Origin of the sequence: Cellulomonas sp. Y8, assembly GCF_008033115.1 — a bacterium.
GTDB lineage: Bacteria > Actinomycetota > Actinomycetes > Actinomycetales > Cellulomonadaceae > Cellulomonas.
The window spans coordinates 1,999,393-2,011,650 of record NZ_CP041203.1; the positions used below are offsets into that span (position 1 = coordinate 1,999,393).

The window sequence follows — 12,258 nt, forward strand, 5'->3', positions numbered from 1 at the left end:
ATCGCCACGGCCGTCAGCGCAGCGCCGCGTCGTACCGGTCGAGCACGATCCGGGCCAGGTCCGGGTGCGGCGCGAGCGGCGCCGTCACGACGTCCGCGCCCGCCGCCGCGAGCGCGCCGTGGAAGTGCCCGGGCGCCAGCAGGTACGCCGCGACCACCACGCGCCGGGCGCCCGTGGCCCGGGCGTCCGCGACCGCCGTGGCGACGTCCGGCCGCGCCGCGGCGCCGTAGCCCACCGTCACCGGCCCGGGCCACCGGGCCCGCAGCGCGTCCAGCACCGCCCCGACGGCGACCACCGCCGCCGGGTCGCTCGAGCCCGCGGCCGCGAGCACCACGGCGTCGTCCACCGTCGCGCCCGCCTCGACCAGACGGTCGACCAGGACCCCCGCCAGCCGGTCGTCCGGCCCGAGCGGCTCGGCGGCCACCGCGGGCCGGTCCGCGACCGCCGCACCGATGTCGTGCCGGACGTGCACGCCGGTGGACAGCAGCAGCGGCGTGACGACGGCTGCGGGCACGCCGTCCTGCCCGGCCGGCGTCCCGGCGGCCCCCGCCGCCTCGCCCACCACGTCCCCCACCGCGGGCTCCTGCACGTCGACGAACGCCTCGCGCACGTCCAGCCCCGGCCGCAGCCGGCGCACGTCCTCGACTAGCGCCCGCACCACCGCGCGCCCCGCGGCGCTCCGCGTCCCGTGCGCGCAGGCGACCAGCACCGGCGCCGCGCTCACGCCGGCACCAGCCCGGGCGCGGCCGGCGCGGTCGCCGCGGACGGCCGCCGTCCCGGCACCGCCCGCGCGACCCCGGGGTGGCCCGGCTCGAGGAACCCCTCCCGCGCCACCTCGCCGACGACGACCACCGCGGGGGAACCGACCCCCTGCTCGGCGCACCGGGCCGCCACCTCCCAGAGCGGTCCGCGCACCACCCGCTCGCCGGGGAGCGTCGCGGCGTGCACCACGGCCACCGGCGTCTCCGGGTCGACCCCGGCGTCCAGCGCCTGCGCCGTCAACCGGCCCAGGCCCGCCATCCCCATCAGCACCACCGCGGTGACGCCCGGCGCCCGCAGCGCTGCGAGGTCGACCTCCGTGAGCGCGCCGTGCCCGTTCACGACGTGCACCCGGTCCGCCGTGCCGCGGTGGGTCACGGGGATCCCGGCCGCCTCCGCCGCCGCGACCGCCGAGGTCACCCCGGGCACCACCCGCACCGGCACGCCCGCGGCGCGGCACGCCAGCACCTCCTCGCCGCCGCGGCCGAACAGGAACGGGTCCCCGCCCTTGAGCCGGACGACCCGGCGGCCGAGGCGGGCCTGCGCCACGAGCACCGCGTTGATCTCGTCCTGCGCGACCTGGTGCACGCCGGGCGCCTTGCCCACCGCGATCACCTCGACGTCGTCCCGCAGGTCGGCGAGCACGGCCGTCGGGCCGAGCCGGTCGGTGACCACCACGTCGGCCTGCGCCAGCAGCGTCCGGGACCGGACCGTCATCAGCGCCGGGTCGCCGGTGCCGCCGCCGACCAGGGCGACCTCGCCCGGCAGCAGCAGGTCCGGCCCGCCGGACGTCGGCCGGGACGGGCGCAGGTCCGCGCGGCCGCGCAGCAGCTCGGCCGCCACGTGGTCCCGGACCGCCGCCGCCCGCGCCGGGTCGGGCCGCCCCGCCGACAGCACCCCCACGTGCACGCCGGCCGCCGTGACCGTCGCCGGGGTGCGCGCGGTGCCGCGGTCGGCGTCCGACGCGACGACGCAGAACACGCGCCGCTCCTCGGCCCACCGGGCGAGCGCGCCGTCCACGACGGCGTCGCCCGTGCACGCGTGCACCAGCCACACCCCCGCGACGTCGGCCTCGGCCACGGGCCGCCGGTGCACGGTCGCGGCGCCCTGGACCGCGAGCGCCACCAGGTCGTCCACCACGTCGGGCGCGACGACCCGCACCTCGGCGCCGGCGTCGACCGCGGCCCGGGCCCGGCGCGCCGCCACCGGCCCGCCGCCGGCCACGAGCACCGCGCGGTCGGTCAGGTCCAGGCCCAGCAGCAGGCTCACGGGGTCACCGCCACGCGCACCTCGTCGCCGACCAGCCGCACCGGGTAGGTGCGCAGGTCCACCGGCTCCTTGCCGACCGGGTCCAGGCAGGCGCCCGTCGCCAGGTCCCAGACCTGCTTGAACATCGGCGACGTGACCGTGGGCGCGCCGCCGACGTCGCCGACGATGCCGCGGCTGAGCACATTGGCCCCGGAGTACGGGTCGCGCTGCTGCACGGCCAGCACCCGGTCGTCGGCGAGCCGGAACACCGCGATCCGGTGCTCGCCGACCAACGCGCCGGAGCCGCGCTCGGGCAGCAGGTCGTTCAGCCGGCAGACGCGGACCTCGTCCGCCACGACGTCGCTGGTCACAGCGGGGCCTCCTCGAGGGTGCGGGCGACGCGCAGGTCGTGGTGGCCGTGCTCGCCGGGTCGGGCCGGGCGCGCCTGGCCCCGCTGCGGCACGTAGGCCAGGTCGGGGTCGGCGGCGTCGGGGTCGTTCAGGTACGGGGTGAACCGGCGCAGCTTCTCCGGGTCGTCGAGGGTCGCGCGCCACTCGTCGACGTAGCCCGACACGTGCCGCTCGACCTCCGCGTCGAGCTCCGCGCCGATGCCGAGCGAGTCCTCGACCACCACGCGGCGCAGCTCCTCGAGCCCGCCCGGGTAGGCCGCGACCCACGGCGCCGTGCGCTGCAGCCGGTCCGCGCTCCGGACGTAGAGGGCCAGGAACCGGTCGACCACCTGGACCAGCCGGTCGTCGTCCAGGTCCTCGGCCAGCAGGTCGGCGTGCCGCGGCGTGAACCCGCCGTTGCCGCCGACGTAGACGTTCCAGCCCTTCTCGGTCGCGATGACGCCGACGTCCTTGCCGCGCGCCTCGGCGCACTCGCGGGCGCAGCCGGAGACGCCCACCTTGAACTTGTGCGGCGACCGCAGGCCCCGGTACCGGAGCTCCAGGCGCACCGCCATGCTCGCGGAGTCCTGCACGCCGAACCGGCACCACGCCTGGCCGACGCAGGTCTTCACGGCGCGCAGCGACTTGCCGTAGGCCTGCCCGGACTCGAACCCGGCGTCGACCAGCCGCCGCCAGATCGCCGGCAGCTGGTCCTGGCGGGCGCCGAACATCGCGATCCGCTGCGCGCCGGTGACCCGGGTGAACAGGCCGAAGTCGCGGGCGACCTCCGCGAGCACGAGCAGCCGCTCGGGCGTGACCTCGCCGCCGGGCATCCGGGGGACGACCGAGTACGTGCCGTCCTTCTGCAGGTTCGCGAGCAGGTGGTCGTTGGTGTCCTGCAGCGGGGCCTGGTCCGGCTGCAGCACGTGGCCGATGCCGAGCGAGGACAGGATCGACGCGACCACCGGGCGGCAGACCGCGCAGCCCCGGCCGGTGCCGTGCGCCGCCACCACCTCGGTGAACGTGCGCAGCCCCTCGGCCCGGACCAGCGCGTAGAGCTCGGCGCGGGACATCGCGAAGTGCTCGCACATCGCCGAGGACACCGCGATGCCGGCCTTCTCCAGCGTGCGGTTCACGACCGTGGTCAGCAGGGGGACGCAGGAGCCGCAGACGGTGCCGGCGCGGGTGCAGGTCTTCACCTCGGCGACGCTGGTGCAGCCGTGCTCGGTGACCGCGGCCCGGACGGTCCCGGCCGAGACGTTGGAGCAGGAGCACAGCACCACGTCGTCCGGCACGTCGGTCTGCACCGGGGCGCCGCCGCCCTGCGGGGCGAGGAACGCGGACGGGTCCGCGCCGAGCGGGCGGCCCAGCATCGGGCGCAGCGCGGAGTACAGCTCGATGTCGCCGACGAAGACGCCTCCGAGCAGCACCCGGGCGTCGTCGGAGACGACGAGCTTGCGGTACGTCTTCGCGACCGGGTCGGCGAACGTCACCTCGAGCGCGCCCGGCGCGAGCGCGAGCACGTCGCCGAAGCTGGCCGCGTCGACCCCGACCCCCTTGAGCTTCGTCCCGTCCGCGGCCTTGCTGTAGCCCTTGACGCCGCCGCACAGCTGGTCGACGACGACGTCGGCCATCGCGTTGCCGGGCGCCACCAGGCCCGCGCACTCGCCCTCGTACGACGCGCACTCGCCGATCGCCCACACCGCCGGGTCGGAGGTGCGGCAGGCGGGCCCGACCACGACGCCGCCGCGCTCGGCGACCACCAGCCCGGCGGCCCGGGCCAGGCCGTCCCGGGGCCGGATCCCGGTCGAGTAGACGACCACGTCGGCGGGCACCGTCTCGCCGGTGGACAGCTCCAGACCCGCGACCCGGCCGTCCTCCCCCGCGACCACCCGGGTCGCGGCGGCGGAGGTCCGCACGTCCATCCCGAGGTCCGTCACCAGGACGCGCAGCGCCTCGCCGCCGCCCGCGTCGAGCTGCACGGCCATCAGCCGGTCGGCGAACTCGACGACCGTCGGCGCGACGTCCAGCGTCTGCAGCGCCGCGGCGGCCTCCAGCCCGAGCACGCCGCCGCCGACCACGGCACCCCGCAGCGGGCGGCCCAGCGCGGCGGCCCGGTCGGCCACCCAGGTGCGCAGGTCGGTGACGTCGCCGAGCGTCCGGTAGCAGAGCACGCCCGGCAGGTCGACGCCCTCGGTGCGCGGCACCCAGGCCCGGGACCCGGTGGCCAGCACGAGCGCGTCGTACGGCTCGACCCGTCCGGTGCGGGTGGTCACGGTCTGCGCGGCCAGGTCCAGCGCGACCACGGGGTCACCCGTCACCAGGTCGACCCGCGGGTCCGCCCACACCTCCGGCGCGAGCGCCAGGTCCGCGTCGGCCCGGCCGGCGAACACCTCCGACAGGTGCACCCGGTCGTACGGCAGGTGCGGCTCCTCGCCGATCACCGTGAGGTGCCACTCCCCGGCGTCGGTCCGCGCGGCGAGCTGCTCCGCGAACCGGTGCGCGACCATCCCGCCGCCCACGACCACCACACGTCCCGGACCCGTGCGGGCCGTCCCCTCGCTGTGCATGCGGCAAGTTTTCGACGGACAGAGCCGTGTCTATTGGGCCGAACGGCCCAGGTCCCGGTCTTCGCGCAGGTCAGGGGCTCGCGAGGCGGTTCTCAGGCCTCCGGCACCAGCGGGAGCCGCCGGACGCTCGCGAACCGCCGCTCCGCCCCGTCGACCGGGTCGGTGAACCCGATCTCCGCCGCGAGCAGCTGCAGCGGCGTGCCGAAGTCGTCGACCGGGACGTCCTGCACCACCGGGTACAGCGGGTCCCCGACGATGGGGATGCCGAGCCCGAGCAGGTGCAGCCGGAGCTGGTGCGTCTGCCCGGTGCGCGGGCCGAGCCGGTAGACGCCGAGGCCGTCGGGGCGCGTCGACTCCAGCTCCACGCGGGTCTCCGCGTTCACCGGCGCGCCCGGCACCACCTCCGCCTGCCAGGTCCCACGCTCCTTGCGGATGTGGTTCCGCACGTCCACGGGCAGCTCCAGGTCGGCCCGCACCGGCGCCAGCGCCCGGTAGGTCTTGCGCACCTCCCGGCGCTCGAACACCGTCTGGTACGCGCCGCGCCACCGCTGCTCGGTCGCGAGCATCAGCAGCCCCGACGTCACCCGGTCCAGCCGGTGCAGCGGCGACAGCTCCGGCAGCCCGAGCTCGGCGCGCAGCCGGACGACCACGCTCTGCAGCACGTGCCGGCCCCGCGGGATCGAGGACAGGAACGGCGGCTTGTCGACGACCACCAGGCGCTCGTCCCGGTGCACGACGTGGATCGCGCCGGGCACCTCGGGCTCGTCGCGGAGGTCGCGGTGGAACCAGACGAACCGGTGCGGCCCGTACGCGTCGTCCGCGCGCACCGGGCGGCCGTCCTCGTCGACGAACCGGCCGTCCGCGAGCATCGCCGCCACGTCGACCTGCTCGGGGAGCCGGTCGCGGAGCCAGGCGCCCATCGTGGTCCAGTGCACGGGCCGCGCGCGGTCCCGGTCCGGGGTGCGCAGCCACGCGGCGGCCAGGCCGTGGCGCGGCGGCAGCGGGGAGCGAGGGGGCACCGGCCGATGGTACGAGCCGCGCCCCGCGGGCCCTCAGTCCAGGCCGTCCAGGAACGTCAGCACCCGCTCCGTCGCGAGCTCCGCGCAGGCCGGGTCGTGGTCCGGGTGCCCGACCTCGGCGAACAGGTGGCCGGCGCACGGGTAGACGAAGAGCTCGCCGCCGAACCCGACCAGCTCGTCCTCCGCCTCGGGCTCGCGCCACGGGTCGCCCTCGGCGACGTGCGCCTGCGCGGGGACCGCGTCGGGCCAGGTCGCGTCCCACCACGACGGGGCCACGGCGCCGTACAGGAAGAACGCGCCGCGCGTGCCGGGCCGGGCGAGCGCCTGCTCGCCCGCACGGGCGGCGCCGAACGACATCCCGCCGTAGACGACCTCGGCGGGCAGCCCGGCGACGGCCTCGGCGGCGCGGCGGGCGAACACGTCCTCGCCGACGGACTCCACGAACGCGACGCCCTCGGCCACGTCGGAGTACGTCCGCCCCTCGAACAGGTCGGGCGTGTGCACCGTGTGCCCGCGCTCGCGCAGGAGGTCCGCGAACGCGCGGACCCCGGCCGTCAGGCCGCCGGAGTGGTGGAAGAGGACGACGTCGGCCATGCGGCGAGGCTACGCGGGCGCCGGTCCGACCGACAGGGGTCCACGGCGCGTCACGGAGCGACGCGCCGGGCGCGCCAGCCGCCCGCCCCGCGGTCGGCCACCATCCGGTCGTGCGGGTCGGCCGCCAGGTCGAGCCGGTCGACGCGGTCGACGACGACCTCGACCCAGGCGAACCGGGCGAACCACGCGGCCTCGTCGTCGTCCTGCCCGACGCGGCCGTCGACGGCCGAGCCCGGGGCCGTCGTCGTCGCGTACCCGCGGCGCGTGCCCGGGCCCAGGCCCTCCCACCGGCGCCGCCGCTCCGCCGGGTCGGCCACGACGGCCGCCCTCCCCGCGAGGCGCACCTGCACCTGGGCCTCGTCGTCCCACAGCACGAGCGCGACGCGCGGGTCGGCGCGGAGCTCGCGCACCTTGGCGGACCGCTCGTCGGTCGCGAACCCGAGCACGCCGCGCGCCCCGTCCCAGGAGCGCAGGATCACCGAGCGGACCTGCGGGGCGCCGTCCCCGGACACGGTGGCCAGGCCGGCGAGCGTGAACGCCGTGCGCCGGGTGGTCGCGGCGCCGAGGGCGTCCCAGACCGGGTGCAGCACGGGCGGCAGGTCGGCGGCGGGGTCCACGGCGCTCCTCCGGGTCGGGGGGTGCCAGCATCGCGCGTCGCGGGCGCGCGCGCAGGTCACGGCGGTCGCGCCGGTTGCGGCACGCGCGCACCCCCGGTGGGATGGAGGCGGACGACGCCGCCGACCGCCGCCGACCCCGAGAGGCCGTGATGAGCACCGACGCCACCCTGACCCCCGAGGACCTCGACCTGCTGCGCCGCCCGCTGCACGGGTTCCTCACCGTCGCCGCCGGACCCACGCCGCCGCAGCCACGGCCCGTGTGGTTCGAGGTCACCGACGAGGGCACCGTCCAGCTGTTCAGCGAGGCGGACGCGCTCAAGGTCAGGCGTCTGCGCCGCGACCCACGGGCCTCCCTCGTCGTCGCCGCCCCGGTCGCCGAGCGCGAGCACTGGGTCGCGATCGCCGGCCGGGTCACGATCGAGGAGGACGGCGCGCACGAGCTGGCCGAGCGGCTGGCGCACCGGTACTGGGACCTGGACGACCCGGCCCGGCAGGAGGACCTGGCGGGCGTGCTCCGAGACGACCAGGTCCGGCTGGTGCTGCACCCGGACGACGTCCGACGGCTCGTGTACTGACCGCCGTCGTGCGTCCGCTCAGCCGGCCCGGACCGCGATGCCCGGGTAGTCGAGGACGAGCCCTGCGTCGTCGTAGGTGAGGACCGCGCGGAACGCGCCGCCCTGCGACGTGTAGTCGAACCGCCCGTCCGGCCGGCGGCAGTAGGTCTGCTCGAGCCGGACGACCGCCAGGTCTCGCGCCCGGACGTAGACCGCCGGCGCGGCGACGACCTCGCCCACGGGCAGGTCCAGGCGGTGCACCGGGAGCGTGTTCGTGCAGGCCGACGCCTCCAGGTCGACGTCCGCCAGCCCGTCGAGGTGCGGCGCCGGGGCGTCGTCGACCGTCCAGGTGCCGTCGCCGTCCGACCGGACCACCGTCGACCGCGGACCGTCGACGGTGTCGGACCACACCCGCGCCTCGCGGGTCCGCCAGCCGTCGTCGAGCGCGATCTCGTACCGGACCGCATACGTCCGGCCGTCCTCGAGCGCGGACGTGTGCCCGCGCAGCCGCCCCGGCGTCGGGTGGACGACCTCGAAGCCGTCGACCGCGTCGACGAACCGCCACGCGGCCCACGTCGGGAGCGCCGCGAACGCCGCCGGCACGGCTCAGCCCCCGACCAGCGCGTCGTACGCCGCCCCGAACCGCGCTGCGCGCTCGCCGTAGTGGTCGGCGTGCTCCGGGCGCGGCTCGTACGTCGCGCCGGTGGCGCGCGGCGCCCGCTCGACGTCGGGCGCGAGGACGCCCAGCGCGAGCAGCGCCGTCCCGCGCTGCGTCGCCCGCTTCCGCGTCACGTGGGTGACCGGCCGGCCGAGCACGTCCGCGAGGACCTGCAACCACCCCGGCTGCTCGCCGCTGACCCGCCCGGAGGCGGCGACCTCGACCACGTCGGGCGCCGCCGGGTGCAGCTCGTCGGCGACCCGGGCGTACGTGAGCGCGACGCCCTCGACGATCCCGCGGTACAGGACGTCGGGGGTCGTCGCCGCCGAGACGCCCGTGAACGCGGCGCGGGCCCCGCCGGCCCAGCCCGGCGCGCGCTCGCCCGTGAGGTACGGCAGCACGAGCGGCGTCCCGTCCGCGGGCGCGGCGGCGAGCACCGGCGCGAGGTCCTCGCTCAGCCGCAGGGTCGCCTGCGCCCAGCTCACGGCCCGTCCGACGTCGTTGATCGCCCCGCCGAGCAGCGTCCGTCCCGCCTCGACGCGGTAGTTCCACAGCCCGAACGGCAGCGGGTCCGCCGGCCCGTCGACCAGGACCCGGAGCGCGCCGGAGGTCGCCGTCGACGCGGTCACCACCGTCGCGTCCGTCGCGCCGGAGCCGACGTTGCTGGCGTAGCCGTCGGTGATCACCGGGAACCAGGCGGCGCGGGCGAGCGCGGGCCAGCGGGCCGGGGCGGTGGGCGTCGCGGGGTCGGCCGTGTCCCGCGGCGGGGAGAACCGGTCGGGGTCGGTGCCGACCGCGGCCAGCAGCTCGGCGTCCAGGGCACCCGTGCGCCGGTCGAGCAGGCCGGTCCACGCCACGGTCGACGTCCCCGCCAGCGGCTCGCCCACGAGCCGCGCGTACACGTACTCGCCCAGCGACCACCACGCGGCCGCCGCCGCGGCGACCCGCGGGTCGGCGGTCGCGAGCCAGCGCAGCCGGGGCGCGTGGTAGCTCGTGTGGACCCGGGTCCCGGTGCGCTGCTGCACCGCGTGCTCGTCCAGCTCCGCACGCAGCTCCGCGACCGCGGCGGCGCTGCGGGAGTCGGCGTAGGTCAGGCACGGCGTCAGCGGCCGTCCCGCGGCGTCCACGCCGACGAGCGTCGCGGCGAACGTGTCGAGCGCGACGCCGGCGACCCGGGTGCCGAGCCGGCGGTCCCCCGTCACCGCGTCGAGGACCTGCTCGACCTCGGCGGTGACCTGGTCCGGGTCGATGACCGAGGTGCCGTCCGGCGCGACGGTGAACGCGTGCGGCACCTTGTGCTGCAGGCCGTGCACCGGGCGGCCGGTCGCGTCGTGCACGCCGCCACGGGTCGCGGTGGAGCCGATGTCCATCGCGACCACGAGCGGGTCGAGCGCGTCCTCGAGGGCGACGTCGTCAGTGGTCCGGGCCATCGGGGTGTCCTCGTCGTCGGCGGCGCGGGTCCCCTCGACCCTAGCCGCGGGCCGGGCGCGGCTCCTGCCGAGTGCGGCCGACCCGCAGCGGCACCGCACGCCACCAGGTCGCGCACCGCAGCACCCACTCGACCGGGCCGTACGCGCACCGCCGCAGCCACGCCCGGCTCAGCAGGGACTGGGCCACGATCAGCGGCACGCACAGCAGCACGACCGGCGTCACCGTCGCCATCGCCCCGAAGTCCACCACCCGGGCCGCGGCCGCCAGGACGACCGCCGCCCCGACGTACCCGCTGAGCGCCATCCGTCCCAGCGGCTCGAAGAACCAGGCGATCGCGCGCCGCGCCGGGGTGCGCCAGAGCAGCGCGAGGCCGGTCGTCCAGAGCACCGCCACCACGAGCCCGGCGAGGCCGCCCGCGGTGGTGAACCGCGGGTCGCCGGGCTGCGTCAGCTGCCACGCCAGCGCGGGCACCGTGAGGACCGCCGCGGCGGCGCACACGAGCGCGACTCCGCGGGTGCGGGTCTCGAGCGCCCGCGGCAGCCCGTACGCCGCGGCCCCGGCCCCCGCGAGCACCAGGCCGGGCGTCGCGGCGAGACCGCCGCCCGCGAGCGCGTAGGCAGCGCCCGTCAGCGCGACCCCGAGACCGAGGACCACCGCGCGCGGGACGAGGGCCACGGTCGGCAGGACGAGCAGGCCGACCACCCCGTACTCGACGAGGATGTTGCCGGGGTAGCCGACCATGAGCGCCGCGCCGATCAGCGCCACCGCCGCCATCCGCCGCGCGGGCACCACCCAGGCCCGTGCCGCGCGCTGCCGGGCCCCCGCCAGCACGAACCACAGGCTCATGCCGAACAGCAGCTCGAAGATCGGCACGAACCGGGTCTGCACCGCGAGGTGCAGCGCCTCGCGGACCGGGTCGGCGACGGCGGCGCCTGCGCGGTGCGTCGTCGCCTCGGTGAGGTCGACCGCGTTGACCAGCAGGATGCCGAAGAGCGCGAACCCGCGCAGCGAGTCGAGGAACCGCCAGCGGGACGGCCGCGGGTCCGGGGCGGGCAGGGCGGGCGCGGCGGGCGCGGGGACGGCGCGCGACGGGGACGGGTGCGGCATGCCCCCAGGTCACCACCACGGGCGGCCGGCGCGGATCAGCCCGCGGGACCGACCCGGGCGGGCGAGGTCCCACCGCGGCACGACCGGGTGTCGGCCCCCGGTCCTACGCTGCGGGGCATGACGATCTCGTCGGCGCAGGCGCTGGCGTGGCGGCTCGGCCGGCAGCACCTCGGCTCCGGCGCGGCGACCGCCACCGACGTCGTGCGCCGCCTCGGCGCGGTCCCCGCCTGGTCCGGGGACCCCGACCTCGCGGTGCGCCGCCGGCTCGCCGACCCGGCCCCGGACGCCGTCGCGGCCGCCGTCGCCTCGGGCGACCTGATCCGGACGTTCGCGTTCCGCGGGTCCTCGCACCTGATGGCGGCCGACTCCGCGGGGGTGCACCTCGCGGTGCGGACGGCGAGCCGGCAGTGGGCGCTGCGCAGCTGGCAGGAGCACTACGACCTGCGGCCTGACGACTGGCCGGCGCTGCTCGCCGCGGCGCGCACCGCGCTCGCCGACGGGCCGCTCGACCGGGAGGCGTTCGCCGCGGCGGTGACCGCCGTCCCGCGGTTCGCGCACCTCGGGCCCGCGCTGCTGCACCCGAGCATGACGCTGCTCAAGCCGATCGCCTGGCACGGGGAGCTCTGCTTCGGCCCCGCCGAGGACGGTCGCCCGACGTTCGCCTCGCCCGCCGCGAGCCCGGCGTGGCGTGGCCTGCCCGACCTCGACGACGCGGGGCACCGCGCCGTCGTCGGCTACCTGGCGGCCTACGGGCCGGCGACCCGGGCGAACCTGCACTACTGGCTCGCGGACGGGCTGAGCGCCGGCCGTCGCCGGGTCGAGCGCTGGACCGACGAGGTCCTCCGCGACGCGGCCGCCGAGGTGTCCGTCGACGGCGCGCCCGCGCTGCTGCTGCGGGAGCACGTCGCCGAGGTCGAGGCCACGGAGCCGACCGGCGCGGTGACGCTGCTCGCCGGGCACGACCAGTGGGTGCTCGGGCCGGGGACGGCCGCCAACACGCGCGTGGTGCCCGCGACCCGGCGGCCCGGGGTCACGCGCGGCGCGGCCCTCGTGCTGCACGGCGGGGTGGTCGCGGGGACCTGGGCGGCGCGACCGGGAGCGGTCGAGGTGGCCTGGTTCCCCGAGGCGGGCGCGCCGCCGGCGAGCGCCCTCGAGGCGGAGGCCGCCCGGCTGGGCGGCCTGCTCGGGCACCCGGGCGAGCTCCGCCTCACCGCGGGCTGAGGCACCGCCCGGGGTCCGGCCGCCCGCAGTCCGGCCGCGGGACCGCGCCGGTCAGGCCACCGGCCCGCGCGCCCGCCGCCGGCTCACCCGG

General features: G+C 78.0%; 12 protein-coding genes. 2 read left to right on the plus strand and 10 right to left on the minus strand.

Features of this window, described 5'->3' with window-relative positions; genetic code table 11:
• Positions 1 to 13: 13 nt before the first annotated feature.
• The 7 genes from FKM96_RS09055 to FKM96_RS09085 all read right to left on the minus strand — a co-directional run bounded on the left by FKM96_RS09055 (position 14) and on the right by FKM96_RS09085 (position 7,196).
• Complete coding sequence (locus FKM96_RS09055; protein ID WP_246855279.1) at positions 14 to 724, minus strand: sirohydrochlorin chelatase; 711 nt, start codon at positions 722 to 724, stop codon at positions 14 to 16.
• On the minus strand, positions 721 to 2,028 hold the full coding sequence (cobA, locus tag FKM96_RS09060; RefSeq protein ID WP_147794949.1) for a uroporphyrinogen-III C-methyltransferase: 1,308 nt from the start codon (positions 2,026 to 2,028) through the stop codon (positions 721 to 723). The genes FKM96_RS09055 and cobA overlap by 4 nt, the downstream gene beginning before the upstream one ends.
• The gene (gene nirD / locus FKM96_RS09065) at positions 2,025 to 2,378 is read right to left on the minus strand and encodes a nitrite reductase small subunit NirD (RefSeq protein WP_147794950.1); all 354 of its coding nucleotides are present in this window, start codon (positions 2,376 to 2,378) and stop codon (positions 2,025 to 2,027) included. Before nirD ends, cobA begins: the two co-directional genes overlap by 4 nt.
• Positions 2,375 to 4,966 (minus strand): nitrite reductase large subunit NirB, encoded by a 2,592-nt coding sequence (gene nirB / locus FKM96_RS09070; RefSeq protein WP_147794951.1) that lies wholly within the window; start codon positions 4,964 to 4,966, stop codon positions 2,375 to 2,377. The genes nirD and nirB overlap by 4 nt, the downstream gene beginning before the upstream one ends.
• A 92-nt stretch (positions 4,967 to 5,058) precedes the next feature.
• Positions 5,059 to 5,985 (minus strand): pseudouridine synthase, encoded by a 927-nt coding sequence (locus FKM96_RS09075; protein ID WP_147794952.1) that lies wholly within the window; start codon positions 5,983 to 5,985, stop codon positions 5,059 to 5,061.
• 33 nt (positions 5,986 to 6,018) lie between these two features.
• A complete protein-coding gene (locus FKM96_RS09080; RefSeq protein WP_147794953.1) occupies positions 6,019 to 6,579 on the minus strand; it encodes a dienelactone hydrolase family protein in 561 nt (186 codons plus the stop codon).
• 50 nt (positions 6,580 to 6,629) lie between these two features.
• The gene (locus FKM96_RS09085) at positions 6,630 to 7,196 is read right to left on the minus strand and encodes a pyridoxamine 5'-phosphate oxidase family protein (protein ID WP_168216930.1); all 567 of its coding nucleotides are present in this window, start codon (positions 7,194 to 7,196) and stop codon (positions 6,630 to 6,632) included.
• Positions 7,197 to 7,345: 149 nt separating this feature from the next.
• On the opposite strand from FKM96_RS09085, the gene FKM96_RS09090 reads away from it, so the two are divergent.
• Positions 7,346 to 7,771 (plus strand): pyridoxamine 5'-phosphate oxidase family protein, encoded by a 426-nt coding sequence (locus FKM96_RS09090; RefSeq protein WP_147794955.1) that lies wholly within the window; start codon positions 7,346 to 7,348, stop codon positions 7,769 to 7,771.
• Positions 7,772 to 7,789: 18 nt separating this feature from the next.
• Here FKM96_RS09090 and FKM96_RS09095 read toward each other — a convergent pair whose 3' ends face one another.
• Genes FKM96_RS09095 through FKM96_RS09105 form a run of 3 tightly spaced genes read right to left on the minus strand, consistent with a single transcriptional unit; the run spans position 7,790 to position 10,946 of the window.
• The gene (locus FKM96_RS09095) at positions 7,790 to 8,353 is read right to left on the minus strand and encodes a putative glycolipid-binding domain-containing protein (protein WP_147794956.1); all 564 of its coding nucleotides are present in this window, start codon (positions 8,351 to 8,353) and stop codon (positions 7,790 to 7,792) included.
• 3 nt (positions 8,354 to 8,356) lie between these two features.
• Positions 8,357 to 9,838 (minus strand): gluconokinase, encoded by a 1,482-nt coding sequence (locus FKM96_RS09100; protein WP_147794957.1) that lies wholly within the window; start codon positions 9,836 to 9,838, stop codon positions 8,357 to 8,359.
• Positions 9,839 to 9,878: 40 nt separating this feature from the next.
• Positions 9,879 to 10,946 (minus strand): DUF418 domain-containing protein, encoded by a 1,068-nt coding sequence (locus FKM96_RS09105; protein WP_147794958.1) that lies wholly within the window; start codon positions 10,944 to 10,946, stop codon positions 9,879 to 9,881.
• Positions 10,947 to 11,063: 117 nt separating this feature from the next.
• Here FKM96_RS09105 and FKM96_RS09110 point away from each other — a divergent pair, with 117 nt between their 5' ends.
• Positions 11,064 to 12,167: a DNA glycosylase AlkZ-like family protein gene (locus FKM96_RS09110; RefSeq protein ID WP_147794959.1), complete on the plus strand. Its 1,104-nt coding sequence runs from the start codon at positions 11,064 to 11,066 to the stop codon at positions 12,165 to 12,167.
• Positions 12,168 to 12,258: the final 91 nt, after the last annotated feature.